Annotated in this window: 21 protein-coding genes and 1 pseudogene; 16 read left to right on the forward strand and 6 right to left on the reverse strand. The window is 62.5% G+C overall.

Annotated elements, in window-relative coordinates:
• Positions 1-3: 3 nt before the first annotated feature.
• Positions 4-861, reverse strand: coding sequence for an aldo/keto reductase (locus GVL61_RS14485; RefSeq protein ID WP_159981314.1), 858 nt, complete (start codon positions 859-861; stop codon positions 4-6).
• A 585-nt stretch (positions 862-1446) separates the two neighbouring features.
• Between GVL61_RS14485 and GVL61_RS14490 the strand changes: the two genes are divergently transcribed.
• Positions 1447-2340, forward strand: a complete 894-nt coding sequence (locus GVL61_RS14490; protein WP_159981316.1) for a LysR family transcriptional regulator — start codon at positions 1447-1449, stop codon at positions 2338-2340.
• Positions 2341-2508: 168 nt separating this feature from the next.
• Here the strand turns inward: GVL61_RS14490 and GVL61_RS14495 are convergent, their stop codons facing one another.
• Positions 2509-3417 carry a LysR family transcriptional regulator gene (locus GVL61_RS14495; protein ID WP_159981318.1) on the reverse strand — a complete coding sequence of 303 codons (909 nt, stop codon included), beginning with the start codon at positions 3415-3417 and terminating at the stop codon, positions 2509-2511.
• A gap of 146 nt (positions 3418-3563) precedes the next feature.
• On the opposite strand from GVL61_RS14495, the gene GVL61_RS14500 reads away from it, so the two are divergent.
• From GVL61_RS14500 to GVL61_RS14525, 6 genes are all read left to right on the forward strand, one after another.
• Entirely contained in the window at positions 3564-4052 is a 489-nt protein-coding gene (locus GVL61_RS14500) for a cupin domain-containing protein (protein WP_235037704.1), read from the forward strand.
• A 4-nt stretch (positions 4053-4056) separates the two neighbouring features.
• Positions 4057-4365: a tautomerase family protein gene (locus GVL61_RS14505; RefSeq protein WP_159981320.1), complete on the forward strand. Its 309-nt coding sequence runs from the start codon at positions 4057-4059 to the stop codon at positions 4363-4365.
• The gene (locus tag GVL61_RS14510; RefSeq protein ID WP_159981322.1) at positions 4340-4483 is read left to right on the forward strand and encodes a hypothetical protein; all 144 of its coding nucleotides are present in this window, start codon (positions 4340-4342) and stop codon (positions 4481-4483) included. Before GVL61_RS14505 ends, GVL61_RS14510 begins: the two co-directional genes overlap by 26 nt.
• Positions 4484-4966: 483 nt before the next feature.
• On the forward strand, positions 4967-6232 hold the full coding sequence (locus GVL61_RS14515; RefSeq protein ID WP_159981324.1) for an MFS transporter: 1266 nt from the start codon (positions 4967-4969) through the stop codon (positions 6230-6232).
• Between the two features lie 260 nt (positions 6233-6492).
• Positions 6493-7233, forward strand: a complete 741-nt coding sequence (gene aqpZ / locus GVL61_RS14520) for an aquaporin Z (RefSeq protein WP_159981326.1) — start codon at positions 6493-6495, stop codon at positions 7231-7233.
• A 24-nt stretch (positions 7234-7257) separates the two neighbouring features.
• Complete coding sequence (locus tag GVL61_RS14525; protein ID WP_159981328.1) at positions 7258-7419, forward strand: hypothetical protein; 162 nt, start codon at positions 7258-7260, stop codon at positions 7417-7419.
• A gap of 240 nt (positions 7420-7659) precedes the next feature.
• On the opposite strand, the gene GVL61_RS14530 is transcribed toward GVL61_RS14525, so the two are convergent.
• The gene (locus GVL61_RS14530) at positions 7660-8565 is read right to left on the reverse strand and encodes a LysR family transcriptional regulator (protein ID WP_159981330.1); all 906 of its coding nucleotides are present in this window, start codon (positions 8563-8565) and stop codon (positions 7660-7662) included.
• Positions 8566-8668: 103 nt separating this feature from the next.
• Between GVL61_RS14530 and GVL61_RS14535 the strand changes: the two genes are divergently transcribed.
• From GVL61_RS14535 to GVL61_RS14545, 3 genes and pseudogenes are all read left to right on the forward strand, one after another.
• Positions 8669-9850, forward strand: a complete 1182-nt coding sequence (locus tag GVL61_RS14535; protein ID WP_159981332.1) for a sulfotransferase — start codon at positions 8669-8671, stop codon at positions 9848-9850.
• A complete protein-coding gene (locus GVL61_RS14540; RefSeq protein WP_159981334.1) occupies positions 9847-10878 on the forward strand; it encodes a hypothetical protein in 1032 nt (343 codons plus the stop codon). Before GVL61_RS14535 ends, GVL61_RS14540 begins: the two co-directional genes overlap by 4 nt.
• A 101-nt stretch (positions 10879-10979) precedes the next feature.
• Positions 10980-11123 (forward strand): annotated as a pseudogene (locus GVL61_RS14545) (IS3 family transposase); the annotation flags it as partial.
• A gap of 28 nt (positions 11124-11151) precedes the next feature.
• On the opposite strand, the gene GVL61_RS14550 reads toward GVL61_RS14545, so the two are convergent.
• The 3 genes from GVL61_RS14550 to GVL61_RS14560 all read right to left on the reverse strand — a co-directional run bounded on the left by GVL61_RS14550 (position 11152) and on the right by GVL61_RS14560 (position 13837).
• On the reverse strand, positions 11152-11733 hold the full coding sequence (locus tag GVL61_RS14550) for a TetR/AcrR family transcriptional regulator (RefSeq protein WP_159981336.1): 582 nt from the start codon (positions 11731-11733) through the stop codon (positions 11152-11154).
• 271 nt (positions 11734-12004) lie between these two features.
• Positions 12005-12586, reverse strand: coding sequence for an outer membrane protein (locus GVL61_RS14555; protein ID WP_159981338.1), 582 nt, complete (start codon positions 12584-12586; stop codon positions 12005-12007).
• Between the two features lie 264 nt (positions 12587-12850).
• Positions 12851-13837, reverse strand: a complete 987-nt coding sequence (locus tag GVL61_RS14560; protein ID WP_200844785.1) for an endonuclease/exonuclease/phosphatase family protein — start codon at positions 13835-13837, stop codon at positions 12851-12853.
• 154 nt (positions 13838-13991) lie between these two features.
• Between GVL61_RS14560 and GVL61_RS14565 the strand changes: the two genes are divergently transcribed.
• From GVL61_RS14565 to GVL61_RS14590, 6 genes are all read left to right on the forward strand, one after another.
• Complete coding sequence (locus tag GVL61_RS14565; protein WP_159981342.1) at positions 13992-14714, forward strand: hypothetical protein; 723 nt, start codon at positions 13992-13994, stop codon at positions 14712-14714.
• 87 nt (positions 14715-14801) lie between these two features.
• Entirely contained in the window at positions 14802-15410 is a 609-nt protein-coding gene (locus GVL61_RS14570) for an RNA polymerase sigma factor (protein WP_159981344.1), read from the forward strand.
• Positions 15394-16344 (forward strand): FecR domain-containing protein, encoded by a 951-nt coding sequence (locus GVL61_RS14575; RefSeq protein ID WP_159981346.1) that lies wholly within the window; start codon positions 15394-15396, stop codon positions 16342-16344. The genes GVL61_RS14570 and GVL61_RS14575 overlap by 17 nt, the downstream gene beginning before the upstream one ends.
• A gap of 91 nt (positions 16345-16435) precedes the next feature.
• Positions 16436-18715 carry a TonB-dependent receptor gene (locus GVL61_RS14580; protein WP_159981462.1) on the forward strand — a complete coding sequence of 760 codons (2280 nt, stop codon included), beginning with the start codon at positions 16436-16438 and terminating at the stop codon, positions 18713-18715.
• Complete coding sequence (locus GVL61_RS14585) at positions 18702-19448, forward strand: DUF2334 domain-containing protein (protein WP_159981348.1); 747 nt, start codon at positions 18702-18704, stop codon at positions 19446-19448. Before GVL61_RS14580 ends, GVL61_RS14585 begins: the two co-directional genes overlap by 14 nt.
• 60 nt (positions 19449-19508) lie before the next feature.
• Positions 19509-20672 (forward strand): glycosyltransferase, encoded by a 1164-nt coding sequence (locus GVL61_RS14590; protein ID WP_235037705.1) that lies wholly within the window; start codon positions 19509-19511, stop codon positions 20670-20672.
• Positions 20673-20699 lie beyond the last annotated feature (27 nt).

Genomic DNA, 20699 nt, shown 5'->3' on the forward strand with positions numbered 1-20699 from the left:
CGATCAGAGCTTGCGGGTGCCGAGCCATTTCACCATCGCCGGATCGCGATGGTCGAAGAAGCTGCTGGCCTTCTGGTCGAGAGCGGCGATCGCGGCGATGTCATCATCGTCGAGGGCAAAGTCGAAGATCGCGAAATTCTCGGCCATGCGCTCCTTGCGGACCGACTTAGGGATCGCGACGATGCCGCGCTGGTTCAGCCAGCGCAGGACCACCTGGGCGATGCTCTTGCCGTGCTTGTTTCCGATCGAGGCGAGCAGCTCATTGCTGAACAGCCCGTTCTTCCCTTCGGCAAACGGCCCCCAGGCCTCCGTCTGAACCTTGTATTCCTCAAGCAGGGCCTGGGCGTCGTCCTGCTGGTGGAAAGGATGGATCTCGATCTGGTTCACGGCAGGCGCAACCTCGTTGTGCAGCACGAAATCGAGCAGACGATCAGGATAGAAGTTGCTCACGCCGATGGCGCGGATACGGCCTTCGCGGTGCAGTTCCTGCATGGCGCGCCAGGCGCCGTAGACGTCACCATAGGGTTGATGGATCAGCCAGAGGTCGAGATATTCGAGCTGAAGCTTGTTCAACGAGCGCTCGAACGCTGCTTTCGCTCCTTCATAGCTGACATCCTCGATCCACAGCTTGGTCGTGACGAACAGTTCGTTGCGGTCGATGCCGTGATTGCGGATGGCGTGCCCGACGGCTCCTTCATTGCCGTAGGACGTGGCCGTATCGAGCAGGCGGTAGCCGACATCGATGGCGTCACGCACGCTGCGCTCGCATTCTGCCGGATCGGGAACCTGAAAGACGCCGAATCCGAGGCTCGGCATTTGAACGCCGTTGTTCAGCGTGACGTGGGGAACGGTATGGGACATGGAAGATCCTTCGTTTCAGATCAGCGATTGACGAGGCTTTGGTTGGCGGTGGAATAACGTTCGCCTGCCAGTTCGATGGCGGTCAGCGCCTCGGGGATACGGGTAAGATCGGGCTCGGTCAGTTCGATGGCAACAGCGCCGAGGTTTTCTTCGAGCCGGTGCAGCCTGGTCGTACCGGGGGATCGGCACGATCGACGGTCGCTGCGCCGGCAGCCAGGCCAAAGCGACCTGCGCCGGGGCCACGTTTTGATCGGCCGCGAGGCTCACGACCAGTTCGACAAGACCCTGGTTGGCCTTGTGCGTCGGCCTGGAAACGCGGGGCCGCGTTGCGGAAATCATCCTTGGCGAACATGGTCGAGGACGATCATTACGTAGCTCCCGAGGGTGATTGCCAGAATGGCGCCCTTGTGCGGTTCGCCTGGGAGAGGAAGGCGTTGCATCATATCGAAGTCTTTTCGAAGCTCTCGTCAGGCTGCCGGGCAATCGGGCACGGGCAGCACAGGAAACTGTGGGATGGGTATAGCCCGGGCACGAGAATGCGATTAGACGCCATAATCGGCATGTCGCTATAAGGTGGCCTAATCAATGGCAGGCGAGAACTACAACGAGCTGGCCGCCTTCGTGATGGTGGCGCGCGAACGCAGCTTCACCCGTGCAGCAGCCAAGCTGGGGGTTTCGCAGTCGGCGCTCAGCCAGACGATCCGGGGGCTCGAGGAACGGCTGGGCCTGCGCCTGCTCACTCGCACCACGCGCAGCGTCTCACCTACCGAGGTGGGTCACCGGCTGTTCGACACGGTCGCGCCACGTTTTGAGGAGATCGCACAGGAGCTGGCCTCTCTCAGCCAGCTGCGCGACAAGCCTTCAGGCAAGATCCGCATCAACGCCGGAGAGCATCCCGCAGTGTCCGTACTGCAGCCGGCCCTGCGCAAGTTACTACCCGACAATCCCGATATCAGCGTCGAGATCGTCGTCGATTATGGCCTGACCGATATCGTTGCCGAAGGTTTCGATGCCGGGGTGCGCCTTGGCGATCAGGTGGCCAAGGACATGATCGCGGTGCGCATCGGCCCTGATCTGCGCATGGCCGTCGTCGGTTCGCCCGACTATTTCGCCCGCTATACTGTGCCGAGTTCGCCTCATGATCTGACTGGTCACAACTGCATCGGCATCCGGCTGCCCACGTATGGCGGCATTTTCCCTTGGGATCTCGACAAGGACGGCCATGAGATCAATGTCCGGATCGAGGGGCAGCTGGTCTTCAACAACATTGGCCTGCGATTGAATTCGGCCCTGGACGGGCTGGGCCTTGCCTATCTCCCCGAGGATCAGGTGCTGCCATACATCGAACGAGGTCAGCTGATCCGCGTAATGGAAGACTGGTGCGAACCCTTTCCCGGCTACCACCTCTATTATCCCAGCCGCCGTCACGCTTCTCCGGCTTTTGCGCTGTTTGTAGAGACCGTGCGTTATCGGGCCTGAGTGCGCCGCGTCCGCATACTCGGCATCGCTGACAAGTTCATCCCACGCCACAGACTGGCCATTGCTGTTTTCCGCCAGCGCGACGTCGCCGTTGCCCCTGCTAGGACTTTCCCGCCAGTCCGCGCCCAGTGCCTTAAATCAAGAAGCAGCGCAGAAACACACGCCCATTTACAAGCCCGCCGGCCGCAACTCGCGGATCAGGTCGATGAGAAGTCGTAGTCCCGTTGGGACCTGCCGACGCCCTGAATAATAGGCATGGAAGCCGCTGCCCATCGAAGACCAGCCCTCCAGTACAACTTGGAGCGCACCACTTTCGATATGTGGGCGGAGTATCGGCTCGTTGCCATAGGTGATCCCGACGCCCTGCAGGCACAGGCCGACGGCGGCATGGCTGGCATCGACCGTCAGTGGGCCGGGCGTCGCGATCGCGACTGCCTCGTCGCCGCGCTCGAACTCCCAGTGGTAGACCTGGTCATTTCCAAGCCGGATGCGAATGCACCGATGGTCCTTCAAATCTTGCGGAGTTTCGGGTTTTCCAAAACGTTCGAGATAAGCGGGGGAGGCCACCGCCATCCAGGGTATGTCGCTTGAAAGTTTCTGGGCGATCATGTCCTCCGGCACCGTGCCGCCGTAACGGATTCCTGCGTCGAAACCGCTTCCGATCACATCAATCAGCCGATTGCTTACGCTGATATCGACTTCGATGTCCGGATAGCGCTCAACGAAGACCGGCATGACGGGATCAATAAGCAGAGAGACAGCGTCCTCCAGGACACTGAGCCTGACACGACCTGTCGGCGCATCGCGGTAGCGGTCAAGGTTTTCAGCGGCCTGGCCGATAGCGTCCAACGGTCCCGCAATTTGGGCATGCAGTTCCTCTCCGGCAGCCGTGAGGGTCACGCTCCGAGTGGTTCTGTTCAACAAACGCACGCCCCGTCGGCTTTCCAACGCCCTGATCGCATGGCTCAATGCGGAGGTGGTTACGCCGATTTCGAGGGCAGCGAGCCTGAAGCTGCGATGCTTGGCGATTGCGATGAAATAGGCGAAGTCGGCAAGATCGGCGCGATGGAGAGACATGGCCCCTCTTACCACATTGTTGAGGAATGTTCATCGGTTCGTTGCCAGAGGCGGGTCTAATTACGGCGCCCCGGAACGCCCAGATGATGAACCGGCGGTTCGCTCGCGCGGGGCGCCCATCAGCAATTTCGAAAAAGGCGGTCGGCATGATCAGATTGGCAATCATCCTGGCCGCTCTATCGGCGCCCGTCGGCGTCGCTCAAGCTCAGGAAGGCAGCCTCCCCATGGATATCACCCGCAAAGCAGACATGAAGACCGTCGACGGCCCCGAGGCCTATTTCACGGGTAAGGTCACGATCACCGGCCAGTTCCAGCGCGAAGATCCCTCGCGCGTTTCCGGCGCCATCGTGCATTTCGAACCGGGCGCGCGAACCGCCTGGCATACCCATCCGGCAGGGCAGACGCTGATCGTGACCGAGGGTGTGGGCTGGACCCAGATCGAAGGCGGCGGCAAGCTCGAATTCCATGCCGGCGACATCCTCTGGTGCCCCGCCGAACACAAGCACTGGCACGGGGCCACGCCCCACGAGGGCATGACCCACATCGCCGTCCAGGAGGTGGTCAACGGAACCCCCGTCACCTGGATGGAGAAAGTGACCGACGAGCAGTATCTCGCTCCCCTGGCCAAGGACTGAGCCAATGCCGCATATCATCGTGAAGCTATGGCCGGGTAAGTCCGCCCAGCAGAAGCAGGCTCTGTCCGACGCCATCGCACAGAGCGTGATGGACCATCTGGGCTACAGCGAGGATGCGATTTCCATCGGGTTTGATGAGGTCGCTCCTGAGGCCTGGGACGATCAGGTCGTAAAGTCCGAAATCCTGGGCAAATGGCCGAATTTATTGAAGCAACCGGGATATATCGAATGGCGCCGGGATGCCGGCGCCCGGCCTCGGCGTCTATCTCGCCAAACCGCAGGACACGATGTCTGCTGTCGTCGCGATCGCTAGCGGCTATCGCCTGATCGACACTGCCAAGGCCGACCACAACGAACGCCAAGTCGGGGAAGCCGTGCGCGACAGCCGCGTCGATCGCCCCGAACCGTTCATCACCGGTCCTGCCCTTTAGCTGGACAACACGGCAGGGTGCGAATAATAATACCTTATGCGTATCATTACTCGCGAGTCGCTTGGCGACGTAAGCCAAATCGGACAGGACTGGGTCTGTATTCGATGATACGCCTTCCGTTCGCGCCCGCTGCCTCACCCGCGAGCGGTTTCGAGCCCGCAGGTCGGCCTGTTCCGCGCATCCATACGCAATGGCACTGAGCGGCGCGTGGTGGGTCCCAAAGTGATCGCAGCGACACGCGGGCAAACGCTACGTATGATGGTCCGCGGCCCAGCTCCTTCCAATCTTTCGGGTAACAAACTTAAGCACGAGGACATTGACCCGCGTGTGCGCTTCGCAACACGCCTGTTCCTCAAGGGTATCCAAGCTCGATGATGTAGAGTTGTCCGAGCGCGGCACCGGGTCGCCAAATTCGTCTTCAGCGGATTTGCGCGCAGTCACGACGCGACCCGGCAAACGGGCGCAAGATGGGAGAGAGCCGAAGTGACGTATTTCCGCGAATTTCGGGTGAACTGGACAACATTGCTCGGCGCAATGCTGGGGCTCGCGCTCGGCTCTGCGATGAACCATTACATGACCAACTTGTTCGCGCCCGAACTGATCGCAGAGTTTGGATGGGACAAAGGGCAGTTCGCGCTGGTCGGCACACTGGGGCTGGCCAGCATGTTCGTCGTGCCGTTCTGGGGCCGCTTCGCTGACCGCTACGGCGCACGCCTGTCAGCAGCGATAGGCTTCGCAGTTGTACCGCTGACCTTTCTCGCTTTCAGCCTGATGAGCGGCAACATCTACGAGTTCTTCGCAATCACCATCTTCCAGAACCTGTTCGGCGTGCTGACCACGACGCTGGTGTTCAGCCGCGTCATCGTCCAGCGGTTCGATCTCGCGCGCGGTATGGCGCTGTCCGTACTGATGAGCGGCGCACCGCTGATGGGAGCGATCGTCGTACCGCTGGTGGGTGAGGTTATCGATGCGCAGGGCTGGCGCGCGGGCTACCGCCTCCTCGCGCTGATCTCCCTAGTCGGAGGCATTGCGGCGGTCACTCTGGTAGGCAGGAGGCCGAAGGGCGCCGCCGCCGCTCCGGCACGCACTGCCCAACGCCTCACAGGGGCACAGTTCGCGGCGCTCCTGCGCCATCCAGCCTTCATCCTGATTGTGGCGGGCATGTTCTTTTGCAACGTGCCTACGGTGCTCGTCTCTTCGCAGTTCAAGTTGGTGCTGATGGAGAGCGGCGCGCCAGGCAAGCTGGCGACGTGGCTGGTCTCGCTCTACGCTATGGGGGTGGTGGTTGGGCGCTTCCTAAGCGGCCTTGCGCTGGACCGCATCTCGCCGCAGTCGGTGGCGCTCGCCGCTCTCGGTTTGCCGGCGATCGGTTTCCTTATCCTGGCATCGCCCATCGAACACCCCTGGCTGCTGGCTGGCGCGGTGATGTTGATCGGACTGGCACAGGGGGCCGAGGGCGACATTGGTGCCTATCTCACCTCACGCACTTTCGACATCGCCAACTTCAGCCTGATTTACAGCTTCCTGATAGCTTCGATGGGACTTGCGGGCGCGGTCGGCTCGGTCCTGCTGAGCATGACGCTCGGCGCGACCGAACGGTTTGATTTATTCTTGGTCATCGCCGCCGCACTGACAATCGTGGGCGCGCTGTGCTTCTTCATGATAGGGCGTGTTGGCAAGCCGCAGATAGTCGAGGCTTATCCTCTGGTTGCTGCTTCAGGGCTCGATCCGAAAGTGGTTCAGCAATGACAGCGCTTTATGATGCACGCTGTCCTTGCGAGAAATGGAGTGATCAATGGCATGGAGGTGTTCATTGAACGGCCGAAAGTGGTCGGCGCCGATGCATAACCGTTATAGCGACCAAGCAGGATCCATTTCGACGATAGGATCGCACTATCAAACCGTGGGGTCAAACACCTACGGGTTATCAACGATACCTTGTCAATCGAGGCATCATACTCTTCCCCGGTCAGCGAAAACCGTCGCGCAAATCCAGGAGGGAAGCCACAATGATTGTCACACCCCATATCGGTCGAAGGGCGGCGGCGGAGGCGATTGGTACATTCTGGCTGGTGCTGGGCGGTTGTGGCAGCGCTGTGCTCGCCGCCGGACCGCCCGCTTCTATCGGCGCGCTCGGCGTTGCGCTGGCATTCGGCCTGACGGTGCTGACTATGGCTTACGCGGTCGGACATATTTCGGGCTGCCACCTGAACCCGGCGGTGACCGTGGGCCTTTGGGCGGGTAAGCGCTTTCCCGCGCGTGACATATTTCCTTACGTCATCGCGCAAGTGGGCGGCGCCGTGATTGCCAGCATGGTGATCTATCTTATCGCCAAGGGGGGGCCGTCGTTCGATTTTCCCTCCGGCGGCCTGGCACAGAACGGCTACGGGAAGGGCTCGCCAGGGGGGTATCCGTTGGCATCCGCCGCGATCATCGAATGGGTTCTGACGGCAGCTTTCCTGCTGGTGATCCTGGGGTCGACCGACGGACGCGCGCCTGTCGGCTTCGCCCCGATCGCGATCGGCCTGGCGCTCACTCTCATCCACCTGATCAGCATCCCGGTCACGAATACCTCGGTGAACCCCGCCAGGAGCACTGGGCCTGCCTTGCTGGTCGGCGGACTGGCTCTCCAGCAACTCTGGCTCTTCTGGATTGCCCCGCTGGCAGGCGGACTTACCGGTGGCGTCATCTACCGCGCAATCTTCTCCGAAGTAATTAGGCCCGACGTTTCGGGCACGGAGAAAGGCTAGCTGCGAGAACGTTAAGGCGGGTCAGTGGGCGTTCTCCCCGCGTTGATCTCAACTAAAATCCTGTTCGTCAGTTGCGAGGATTTGGCCGGGATCATGGGCGCGGGCCTGCAATTGCCGCTGGCCTGCAACCGCAATCCGGCCGCTGAGCACGGTGCTCGTGGACAGTTGGTGAAAAAGATCGGTTAGGGTGCGAACCGGCTTATCCGCCATTTGAGTGGCGTAAATTGGTGCTGGTACATCTCACTCATCGTTCTGCGGCCCCGACGGGTGAGATCCTGGCATACTTGCGCGTTGAATCAATGAGATAGCGAGAGGGGAGCGAAATGACGTCGGCCAAGGAAAACGCCGGATGACACCCTGAAGGATGCCGGCCGGCGCGCGCAGCCAGCGGTCCGGTTCTTGTTCGGCAGGCGCCGTGCCTCGCTGTCAGGGCGTTTTGGCATAGCCTCGGGTCAACGATAGCATCTGTTGCTGGAAGTCGGATCTGAGCTTCAGGGCGCCCGGTGACAGCGATCGTCTTTCCAGGCTGTACATCGCGATTTGGATATCGGCCGGCTCGTAATCTTCCGTGGGAAGGAGTTCGCGGATGCGGCCTTCGTTGATTTCCTGCGCGACGGCGTAAGTGGAAGCGATCAGGATTGCATCGGAATCTTCGGTGAGTCGGCCGAGAAGGCCATAGTCTTCGACGATATGGCGAGGACCGGAGACGAGCGTGCGCAGAGATGCGGGCAGGTACTCGAACTGGCCAGCATCGCCGGCCAGTAGAACCGGATAGGCGGCGGGAGCCTGCCGTTTGTCCAGGGCAGGGTGACCCGAACGCACGAGGAGCGACAGGGGAAATGTGCCCAGCCGGGTGACCTTGGGCGGTGGATTCCAGGGCAGACGCTTCTGGGCGCTGATGAAGAATTCAATGTCCCCGCTTACCAGCATTTCCCATAGCGCTTCGATGCTGCGGATCAGGACCCGGGTCTTGAGACGCGGGGACCGGGTGAGCGAGGTGGAAAGCACTCCATGCAGCAGGGCACGGGCAGGCAAAGGCTCGATGCCGAACGAGACTTCGCCTTGCTCTGCGCTGGCGGTTTGCTCCATCGTTTTGTCCAGATCGTCCATGCCGGCGATCAGCGTTTGGGCGCGTTCCACGAAAAGCCTGCCTTGCGGCGTCAGGCGCACCCCCGAACGGTCGCGGTCAAACAGCCTCAGGCCGACCTTGCGCTCGGTCGCCTGGATCGAGCGGGTTAGCGCGGATTGCGAAAGGCCAAGATCTTCGCCTGCCTGCATGTAGTTCATGCGATTTGCGAGGGCGACGACATGCCGCAAATTGCGAATTTCCATTGAGCGTCTTTTACATCAAAAATGGGCGTATCATGCATTGGACGCTTATCACGGGTGATGCAATCATTCCGGAAAGCGCAAAGCTGGAGAGAGGCGTGCAACAATGCTGACAGCGGCAGAGATCATCGCGAAAGCCGAAGTAAAGGCGGGCTTTCGTGACACCGAGACAGGTCTGCACGAGAACCTGGCGGCGCTTGTCGCAGCGATTGACAGCGGCCCCGCCTTATCCGCTACGGGCCTGGCATCGGTAGAGAACGGGCTGGTTACCCGAAGCGCCGAACGCATCGAAGGGCTCAAGTGGGTTCACGAATATCCCGAGATTGCGGACGAACAGATCGCGGCACCGGTCATCCTGACCGGGCTTCCGCGATCGGGGACGACGTATCTGCAATATCTGTTCGATCGGGACGATCGTTTTCGCCTCATCCGTACCTGGGAGGCATTGGCTCCGATGCCTCCGCCGGGCTTTGACCCGGCTTCAGTGGCCCAGCGTAAAGCGCAGGAAAGCGCAGTGCGCGCGCGTAGCCGGCCGGCAGTCGCAAACTTCTCGGCGCTTCACCTGCACGATGACGATGGTTCGGAGGAATGCCACGCCTTTCTCGAACAAGGCTATGCGGCGGCCGGTTTTTTCAATTTGTACGACGTGCCGGACTTCTTCGACTTTCTGATGGACGAGGTCGATCTCGATGCCGTCTACGCCGTGCACAGGCGCCAGTTGCAATTGCTCCAGTGGAAGTCTTCGCCCCGCCGGTGGGCACTGAAGTATCCCAATCATGTCATTGCCTTGGAGGCGCTGGAACGAACGTATCCTGGGGCACGTTTCGTGATGACTCACCGCGATCCTGTCCAATTGCTGGCGTCGATTTCCAAGATGACGCTGGCGCTGCGTTCGGCACGTTATGCCCAACCGGTAGACCCTCATAAGGTCGGGCGTCAGATGACGCTTTTCGTGCGCCGCCACATCGACCGCATCCTGGCCCATGCGCGCTCCGCAGCCGGCGAGCGTGTCACCCACGTCGACTACTATAGACTGCAGGCGGATGCCGCTGGTGTGATAGGCGAGGTGCACGAGCGTCTCGGCCTCGATACGCCGGATCGCGTGGGATCAGCGATCGCCTCCTGGCACCGCGATAATCCCAAGAATGCTCGCGGTGCGAACGACTATGCGCTGGAGCAATTCGGCATCGACGCAGGCGAGGTCACTGATTTGTTCTCGGACTACATCAGCCACTTCGACATTCCGTCGGAGCGTGAGGGGCTTGCACGCGCCGGTGTGTCGGCATGAACGCAGGATGGGAAGCGCTGCAGGTTGCCGTGGCGCAGGCGCGGGAGGAAATCGCCGCTCACGCGACGGATGCGGATATGCTGGCGCAAGGCGATGCCTATGTCATGCGTGTGGTGAGCGCATCACTGGCCGATGCATTTCTCGGGCACCTGTTAAATAACGACGGACTCAGCCGTGCGCTGCCCTCGCGCGGTGGCCCTAATCCGCACTATCTCATGGACAGCGCCCGGATTGATCCGGCGAGACGATACGCGCTGACAGGACGACTTAACGCTTCCGAGCGGGTGGGCATCGGCCTTTACGCCCTGGATGCCAACTCGAGCTTGCTCGAAGTGGGCTACAGCACCTTCGACAGAACCAACACCGGGGAAGATGGCGAGTTCCGGCTCGATATGGCGGCCCATGCCAGCGGACCGAGCACGCTTGCCATCCCGCCCGCTTGCCGGCTCATACTCGTAAGGACGCTTCACCGGGCGGATGGGCAGCCTGCCGCCCAGCTCAGGCTGGAGGGGGGCGACGCAGCGTCTGGACTTGCCCTTGCGACGGGTTCTGCGGACGGCGCGCTAGCCCGCGTTGCGCAAGGGACCATCGCCTCGGTGCGTGAATATCTGAGATGGACGCGCGCTGTCGCATCGAAACCTAATTGCCTGGACATCGCTCCCCCTGAGTTGGCGGCGACGGTGCAGGGCGACCGGGACACCCAGTATTATCTCGGGTACTTCGATCTACGGCCCGGCGAGTGGCTGGAAGTTTCGATGCCGAGCGGGCTACCAGGATATTGGTCGCTGCACGCGTACAATCATTGGTTCGAAAGTCTTCAGATAGAGGGCGCCCATGACCGGAACACCATTTGCGATGCGGACGGCTTGATTCAGGTGCGGGTCGGCCCGGACATTCCCAGCAAGCTTCCCAATCGCATGGAGACCACAGGTTTGAGCTGCGGTGCTTTGATATGTCGTATCATCGGAAATCATGATGGAGAAGTGCCTTGTGCGAGGGTGATGACTTCTTCGGATATACCCCGCTGAGTGGCCCAGAGACCGTGATAGTCCGGACTGCGAAAGGGACATTGAACGCCGACAAGAAGCACAAGCCGAAAAGGAACATCGGGAAGCGGCGTTAAGTTGCGATTGTGCTGGCGCAAAGAATATGGCGGCCTGAAGCCTGATCAGGCGCGGCGTGTGAAGGGCCTGAAAAGGATAACCAGCGGCTACGCCCTGCGATTTTGGATCTGACGCTGGACAAGCCGAGCTTGCAGGAAGCCGCAAAAGGAAACTCCTGAGTCCCGCGCGGCGGCTGCGTCAGAACTTCAGGTTTGGGGAGGTCGAGGCTTTCCGGATCGGGTCGAACAACAGTTCGATCAGCATGTCGGCAAAGAAATCGACAGAGTGGCCTTGGTCCTGCCGCAGCCACCAGCCCACGATCTCCACCAGCGCGCTGGTCGCGAAAGCGGTAGACAGGTCATGTGGCAGGCGGTCACCGGGATGGGCGTGTTCGCGGGCCTGAGATCTCGCCAGCTTGAGCCATTCTTCCCGGACGATGGCATTGGCGCCCCCGTTCAGGAGGACCGACCAGAGTTCGCGCTTCTCGATGAAGTAGTCCGCATAGGAGAGTGCGACTGCCCTGAGACCCGACGTGCCTAGCAGTTGGAGCTGGCGTTGGTGAAGATCATTGATCTCCTTTTTCGCCAGTTCGTCGAGCATCGCTTCCTTGGACGGATGGTGACGATAGAACGTGCCGTGCGCGAGCCCCGCTTTGGCTGCGATATGGCGCGGGGTGATCTGGTCGAAACTATCCGTCTTCAACAGTTCCAGCAGCGCGTCCTGCAACGCCTTGCGCGTGCGGATCGCCCGTGGGTCCATCGACTGCTCGGCCCGGATCATGGCGGAATTGGGGAGGATGCTGTTGTCTTTCGTTGTTTCCGTGGCAGGGCCACCGGCTTTGCCACAACCTTGGAGCGCGCGACCAATGTTTTTTTAGGTCTATAGCTCCGGCCCCCTAAATGGCGCAGAGACTATGATAGTCTGGACCACGCGTGACCCTTTCCCAGTTCTGCCCCCGGCCAGAATGAGAGATACGGCTTTTCATCGGCCGGGGCTAACCTCGGCCGATGAAGTGAATCAGGCCGAGGTCATGAACCCCGGTGAGGGCGGGTCAGAAGTGGTAAGCTACGCCGACGAGCGCCTGATGGCGGTCGAAGTTGCTGTTATTGGAGCCCAGATCAGAATAGCGATATTCGAGACGAGCTGAAACATGCTCCATCACTTCGCGCTCGATGCCGCCGCCGACGCTCCAGCCATCGAAGGTGTCATGGCCGTTTTCGACACCGTTGGAGACACGGGCCCGCGCGTTTTCATAGCCACCGCGAACGTAAAGCAGCGTGGTAGGGGTAACAAGATAGCCGGCGCGTGCCGAAACGTCGAACGAGTAGTTCGGGTCGATCAGGTTCGGGCCGCTGCGTGCCTGGTCGCTGGCAGCGATATCGAAGCTGGCTTCCGCACCGATTACGATATCGGACGTCACCTTGTGGTCGTAGCCGACGAAAGCACCGCCAACGAAGGCATCGCTGCTTTCACGTACATCAAGGTGACCGATATCGGTGTTGGCGCCGTGAATGCTGTCACGGTTCCACCCGGCTTCGACACCGACATATGGGCCTTGGAAAGGCTCGGCGAACGCGGGCGAGACTGCAAAGATGGAGGCCGCTGCTAGAATCCCTGCGATTATCTTTTTCATTTTCTTTACCTTTTCTTGCTTTCCGCTGAGGAAGGCCGCCCCTATGGACCAGAAAAGGTTCGGACATTATCCGGCAATATATCGACACACTGTTTCCCTGGCGGCGACAATCAGGGGCTTCGATCGCCACGGATGGCAGGGACGCGTGGCATGACAAGGCCGTGCCGAAAGCCTGCGATGTTTCGTGAAATACCGAGAGGTTTACTGCACGCCTATAGTGATTGCAGTGCGGTCCCGAACTCGGCGAAACCCGGCTCGAGCCAGTCAGAATTGGTAGTCTGCAACATATCCGAGATGATCCGACAGAGTACTGCCGCTCTGAGGTGTTGCGAAAGGAACACGGATATTGCGCAGTGTGAAGCTACTGCTGGTCCCGGCGCGGAAGTATTGCTTGTCCTTGCCTCGGGTGATGATGGCGACTGGAACGGCATCACGGCCACCCGCGATTACTGCTGACTTCGTTGCCTCATTACCGGCGTTGACGATGCCGCCGTCAGCGGCTTCCTGTGCAATTCTTTGCCTGTCATGGCCAATGTTGAAGTCTCCTCCGAACACGAGGTCAGACTGCGGCGAAACGTTGGCGCGAATGAAATCGCGCAGTGTGGCAACCTGTCTTGCGTAAGCGGTGTTGGCGCGTTCGATCGCCACACCGGAAGCGCCACGGGAATTAAGATGCGTATCGGCAATGGCAATAGGCCGTTCGCGGCCGGGGACCTTGATCCAGGTGAGGAGCACGCCCTTGGCGGCCAGACAGTCATACCCGGCGCACATGTCGTCGGGAAAGGCCATCCGCCGCGTTTGGACGATGGGATAGTCGGACAGGATCACCAGGCCGCTGTCCACCCACTTCCCGACACGCTCGCCTTTCAACCACGATGCATCCGCTGAAAATGCATTGTCCGTTCCTGGCGCCGCATCGGAAACCCGGGGTCCGATCGCGACGTGAGTGTAGCCGGCTGCGGCGGCAATCGCCTTTGCCTCCGGAATAAAAGCTTCCTGGAGCAGTATCACGTCAGGCTGCTGTGCCCCGCGGCGCAAGTCGGCAAGGCGTTTGCCGATTTCCGCCAGCTTCTCGGCGCGGCCAAACGCCGCAGGAAAGGGTAGTCCCTCGACGTTGTAAGTCATTACGGAAAGCCCTGTTGCGGGCTGCGTCATGGTGCCCACAGGCAAATTCGCCACAGCGGCCGGGGAAGGCAAGGGCAGGTTCATGGCGACGAGCCCGCCCAGGGTCGCAAGGGTCAACATGCGCATGCGCTTCACACGAGGTACTCCGACAGTTCATGCGATAGACGCCGCGCGGACGGTCGATCCGCACCGCGAAATTCGATGTGCGGTTTCGTGCGGTCGATGGAGTCTCATGGTTGTCCCGGTTTTTGCCGGGCGGCAACAGAGGGAAGCGGGGCGGATGCGCGGAACCAAAACCATGGGCGTTATCTGCGTGCTCGCAGCGACTGCCCCGACCGGCACCGAGGCGCGCTCTTTCAAAGTACATGGTGCGCACGCGGTGTTACTGCTTCCCGAGCAGGTACAGTGGACCGGCAGGGACCGCGCGGCGGTCGATCAGGCAAAAGCCGTCGATCTGGTCACGGACGGCGGTGATGCCGGCTGGAGTCTCGATATGCTGGCCCTGCGCTCGTCGCGGACCGGCGATGCGGATTGCTGCGCATCGGGCGGTCACTTCAACGATATGCAGATGGGCATGCAGGCCTGGCACGCGGTTGGCAGCGACGATGCGATCCGGCTGGGCACCCATCTGGGCAAGGCCAGCCGGCGCACTCTTTCTCCCGCCGTGTTTCCGGCCAAGTCGACAGCAGGCTACGCCGATGCCGGATTGACTTGGGAGCATGGCGATAGATGGGCGGTTTCGACCGGGTGGTTCCGGCAGGGCGGCTGGGGTGGTCGGCGCATGGATCTCGACGTGGTGCGGATGGGCAACGGCGAGCCCGCTGCAGCCAGCGGCATGCGCGCAGCCGTGCGGCTGGCAGTTGGCGGTTCCGCGCGCGAAGTGCGTTCCTGGCTGACGCTCGAGGCTCGTGAGGGTAGCCGTGCGGCTTGCCTCGGCGCTTGTGCCGGCGGCGCGATGCGCCATGCCAGCGACATCGGCCTTACCCTTAACGCGATGTTTTGAGGAGCGGGCATGACTTCATCGGCCCGATCTCGTATGGATCTGCTCTATCCGGGAAGGGAGACTGCATTTGCGGACGGAGGGCGAGCGATGACGTCCCAGGGGCAGGAAGTGCCCGCCGATTCCGGTTTGCGCCAGTTGTGCCTGGCGCTGGGCCCTGAACTGCGCCGATTTCTCCTGGCGCGCCGGGTGAGCGAGGCGGATGCCGAGGATTTGTTGCAGGACCTGTTCCTGCGCGTAGAAACGAGCGTTACCGGGCCTGTACGTTCCCCCAAGGCCTATCTCTATCAGATGCTCAACAACATGGCGCATACCCGCCGCCGCACCGAAGCGCGCCAGAAGGCACGCGACGCGGACTGGCTTGATGCCCCGGTGGGCTCTGCCGGGACAGATATGGAAATGCCGGACCTTGCGCCAGACGCGGAGACCGCGCTGCTCGCCCGCGACCATCTGGCGCGTGTGGAAGCGGCGCTGGAGAAACTGCCGGAACGCACGGCCCATGTCTTCCGCCAGTACCGGATCGACGGAATTTCGCAGAAGGTCATCGCGCGCGACCTGGGGATCAGCCTGAGCGCGGTCGAAAAACATCTCCAGCGCGCGTACAATGCCGTACTCGAAATTCGTAACCGGCTCGATCCGGGCGGTACGGGGTGGAATCCCGCAGGCCAGACCGGAGGCACCGATGCAAGGGCTCGCTGAAAACACCATGCGCGAGGAAGCGATCGCGTGGCACCTGCGGCTGAACGGCAGTGTGGATGCGGACTGGGACGACTTTGCCCGCTGGCTTGAACTCGATCCGCGCCACAACGACATCTACGAAGCTGTCTGCGATGCAGATCTGGCGTTCGAGCAGGCCGCCGGACTGACCCGCAGCACGTCTCCCGAAGCAGGCGCCGGGGATGATGCCTTCGCGATGCCGCAACCTCGTCCCGCGCGCCGCTGGATGTGGCCGGCGATGGCCGCCTCGGTAGCCTTCGCGGCGCTGGGGACATGGGCGATGATGGGCGGTCAGGCGAACGAGTACACGGTGCAGACCGCGCCGGGCGAGACCCGGACCCTGGCCTTGTCCGACGGCACGCGGATCGTCCTCAACGGCGCGACCGAAATCGCGCTCGACAAGTCGGACACGCGCGTGGCCCAGCTCAAGGCGGGCGAGGCGCAGTTCACCGTCCATCATGATGATGCGCGGCCCTTCACGCTGTCGGTGGGTGATCAGCGCATCGTCGATGTCGGCACCGTCTTCAACGTGCGCAGCGGCAAGGGCGCGCTGCGGCTGGAGGTGGCAGAGGGGGCAGTGCGGTTCGAGGACGGCATGACGCGGCTGCGCCTCAATGCCGGGGATACCCTTGAGACTACCGGCAGCAGCATCGTCGAAGGTGCGAAGCCGGTCGGCGAGATCGGTGGATGGACGCGCGGGCGGCTTGTCTACCGGGACACGCTTCTGGTTGAGGTCGCGGCGGATATCACCCGGACGCGGGGCATTGCCATCGAACTCGGCCCCGACGTTTCGGATCGCCGGTTCTCGGGCGTCATTCAACTTGATGGCGGTGACGGGGCCCTGCAAAAGAGAATTGAAGCCCTGCTTGGTGTGAAGGTGACGGCAACCGCCGATGGCTGGTCGATTACGCGTTGATGGTTTGATGAGGGCAGGCCGCGCGTGCATATGTTATGTCGCGACGGTTGCCGTTGCCTGCGCGACACCCGGGCAGGCACGCCCGTTGCCGATGTTCTCGGTCCCGGCCGGGCGGTTGTCCGACGCGCTGATCGCGCTGTCGGAGCAGGCGGATATTTCCATCGCGATCACCGATCCGCGGCTCGATTCCCTGCGCACGCGGGGGATCGAGGGGCGCTATGAGCTGTCCGATGCGCTGCGCAAGTTGCTGGCGGGCAGCGGCTATGGCTTCGTCTTCGTCGATGCGCGGACTGTCCGGCTTGTGCGGCAGGCCCCGCCCAAACATCCGGCCGTGCCTCCACCCGTCCGTTCGGCACCTGCGGCCGAGGGATCGGGTCCCGACATTCTCGTCACCGCGACCAAGCAGCGGCTGGGCCTCCTGGCCTATCCAGCCAGCATTTCAGTGGTCGAGCCGCAGCGCACCGAGCTGGCCCGCGCGGGCGGGCAAGGCACTGGCTTCATCCTTGGCAAGCTGCCGCAGCTTTCTTCGACGAACCTGGGGCCCGGGCGTAACAAGTTGTTCATCCGCGGCATTGCGGACAGCAGTTTCAATGGCACGAGCCAGGCGACGATCAGCCAGTACCTGGGCGAGACGCGGCTGATCTACAGCGCGCCTGACCCCGACCTGGCGCTTTACGATGTGGCCCGGGTGGAAGTTCTCGAAGGCCCCCAAGGCACTTTATATGGCGCTGGCACCCTGGGGGGCATCATCCGGCTCGTTCCCAACGTGCCTGACCTCAATGCCTCGGAACTCGATCTTTCGGCGGGCGTAAGGGCAACGCAGGACGGTGCGCCCGGCGGGGACGGTGCGGTCATCAGCAATGTGCCTCTGGTCAAGGGCAAGCTGGCGCTCAGGGGCGTGGCGTACCAGAGCATTGAAGGCGGCTATATCGATGATGCCGAGCGCGGCCTCAGGGACATCAACCGCAACAAGACCTCGGGCTTTCGAGCGAATCTGCGCTGGCAGCCGGACATGGCCTGGACGGCAGATCTCCTGGTGCTGAGCCAGGACATCGCTTCGCGTGATGGGCAATACACTCTGCGCGGCGAGCCCGACCTCGTCCGCCGCTCCGCCATCGCCCAGCCCTTCGACAATGACTATCGGCTTGCCGATCTGACCGTGCGGCGCGACTGGGGCGGTCTCCAGTTCGTATCCGCCACCGGATACGCCGACCATTCGATCGGCTCCACTTTCGATGCTACGCCTGCGGGTGCTGGCGCCGCCCCGGTCCAATTCACCGAGGAGGTCAACGTCCGCCTGCTGTCCCACGAAACACGTCTTTCGGGAGGATGGGGCGGATCGGGCACCTGGCTGGTCGGGCTCGGCCTGCTGCACAATGACGACCGTGTCGTGCGCAGGCTGGGGCCCCCCGGCGCGCTGGACCTGCTCACCAGCCTGTCGAACGCCACGCTCGATCTCGCGGTATTCGGCGAGGCGGGCATGCCGGTTACGAGCAATCTGGTACTGACACTGGGCGGGCGGCTCAGTTACGTGCGCCAGACCAGCGAGTTTACCGGGCAGATGGCCTCGGAAGACTATGAGCCGGTACGCACCCAGAAGCGGTTCCTGCCATCCGCCGCGCTATCTTGGACGCCGGGGGCGGGCATGCTCATCTACGGCCGGTTCCAGCAGGGCTACCGCCCCGGCGCGCTGCAAGTGAGCGGCTCCTCGAACTCCCAGACCGCAGAACGCTTCGGCGCCGACCGCATCAGCACGATCGAGGCCGGCCTGCGCTTCGGCATGGAAGAGGGCTCGCACCTGACCGGAAGCATTTCCGCTTCGCTGGCCCAGTGGCGCGACGTGCAGGCCGATCTCGTCGGCCTCGACGGACTGCCCTACATTGCCAACATAGGCACGGGCCGCGTGCGTAACCTGGCGTTCTCGCTCGCCTGGCGTCCACGCAATTTCCTTTCGTTCGAAGCGGCGGGCTTCCTCAATTCCAGCGACCTTTCCAGGCCCGCACCGAACTTTGCCGATACCACCGACCGCGACCTGCCCAATATTGCCGACGAGGGCTGGCGCGTCGCGGCCAAATACGACCGGGCGATGTCCTGGGTGCAGCTCACGCTGGACGCCGCCGTGCGCTATGTGGGCCATTCGAAACTGGCGATCCGCGCCCCCTTTGCGCTGGGGCAAGGGCGCTATTACGACGTGTCCACCGGCGCGCGGCTGGGGTTCGGAAAGTGGGGCGTGGCGCTTGACCTCGACAACGTGCTGAACACCCGCGCAAATACTTTCGCCTTCGGTAATCCCTTCTCGGTCGCAGATGGTTTGCAGCAGACCCCCATGCGTCCGCGTTCGATCAGGATCGGTTTCGATGCGAGTTTCTGAAAGACGCCTCTTGGCCTCGATCCATGACGTGGCACCCTGTTTCGAAAGCGAGGTTGACCGGCTGGCGGACCTGATCGAGGCGCGGCTCGGCCCCGTCCGTTACGCCATGCTAGTGGTGCCCGACCATTGGGGCCGCGCCCCGCTGTTGCAGGCCCCGGCGTTCCAGGCACGCCTGCGGGCTTGGGCAGAGCGCGGGGTGGAGATGTTCGTCCACGGCTGGTTCCACCGCGACACCGCCGAGCATCAGGGCGCCGCCAGCTTCAAGGCGCGGCACATGACGGCGGGAGAGGGAGAGTTCCTCGGCCTGTCCCACGTCGATGCGCTGCGCCGGATGCAGGATGGCAAGGCGCTGGTGGAGGACGTGATCGGTATGCCGGCGGCGGGCTTCATCGCGCCGGCATGGCTCTATGGGCCCGGCGCCATGCAGGCGCTGGCCGAATGCGGCTTCCCGCTTGCCGAGGACCATTTCCGGGTCTGGCGGCCGGGGCATGAGGACACGCCGCTCGCCAAAGGGCCGGTGGTGACCTGGGCCTCTCGCAGCACGATGCGCACGGCCTCGTCGCTCGCCTTCGCGGCGCTCGCCCGGTCCGCGCTGCAACCGCTGCCCACCGTGCGGCTGGCGGTCCATCCCGGAGACGTAAGCAAACCCTCGATCATCGCTAGTGTGGATGCGACCTTGCGTGCTTTTTCCCGCCGCCACGTTCCGGGCCGTTATTCCGACCTTCTGAAATAAATCGCGTTTCGCACGCGCGTCGGCGGTGCGGGTCTGGCCGGGGCGCGGAGTCTCATGGGCATGACAGCGCCCCTTCGGATCGCCATGCCCATCCATAGCTTCGAGCCCGGCGGGGTCGAGCGTGTAGCACTGAACCTGGCGGAACACTGGCAACAGACCGGGCACCAGGTCATGATCGTGCTGGGGCGCGACGAAGGCCTCGACCGTGGGCGCGCCTCGGCCAGCCTCGACTACCGGGTCCGTACGAGCCGCTTTCCCACCGCGCGCCTCGAGACGTTGTGGATGATCTGGTGCTGCTTCCTGTCTCTTTCGCGTGAGCGGGTCGACGTGATCTTCTGCCCCGGCAATACCTACGCGGTGGTCTGCGTCGCCATGCGGCTGCTTTTGGGCGAAAGCTGCCCGCCGATCGTATGCAAGATCAGCAACGATCTTGTCCGCCGTGACGAACCGGCGCTGCGCCGCCGGGTGTACCATGCATGGCTGTGCCTGCAGGGCATGGCTTTCGACCGCTTTGTGGCGCTGGCCGAGCCGATGCGCGGTGAAGTGATGGATGTCATGGGCGTGGGCGCGCACCGAGTCATGACGATCCACGACCCCGCGATGACGAGAGCGCGGTTCGATCGCCTCGCCGCCATCTGCCGAGACCGCGTGGGCCGCCATCGCTACCGTTTCCTCGCCCTCTCGCGCCTTGTCTCCCAGAAGAACCTCGAAGTCATGTTGCGCGCCTTCGCCAGTGGCTTCCGGCCGGGAGACGAACTGACGATCGTGGGCGACGGGCCGGAGCGCATTCAGTTGGAATCCCTTACCCGGCGTCTCGCCATCGAGAACCAGGTGAAGTTCTGCGGCCATGTCACCGATCCCGATCCGTACTTGCGCGATGCCGATTGCCTGCTCCTTTCGTCCAACTACGAGGGCGTCCCCGCCGTCGTGCTGGAGGCCATCGCAGCAGGTCTGCAGATCATCGCCACCGACTGTTCCTCCAGTATGCAGGCGCTCGCCGGGCGAGGCCTAAGGGCCACACTCGTTCCCGTGCGCGACGTTGATGCGCTGGCCTGGGCGATCGCCCGGGTCGACCAGTTGCCCCGGCCCGGCCCGGCGCAGCGCGACTACGCGGCGCGCTTTACGGTTGAGGCTGCCGCTGGCGCCTATGTCACGGTGATGCACCGGGCGATCGCTTCGGCTCGGCAGGTGCGCATGCTGATGGCCTCGCCGACCGCTCGATAGCTGCGCGTTGCCCCCCGGACGTCCCGT

Origin of the sequence: Novosphingobium sp. 18050 (genome assembly GCF_902706195.1) — a bacterium.
Lineage (GTDB): Bacteria > Pseudomonadota > Alphaproteobacteria > Sphingomonadales > Sphingomonadaceae > Novosphingobium.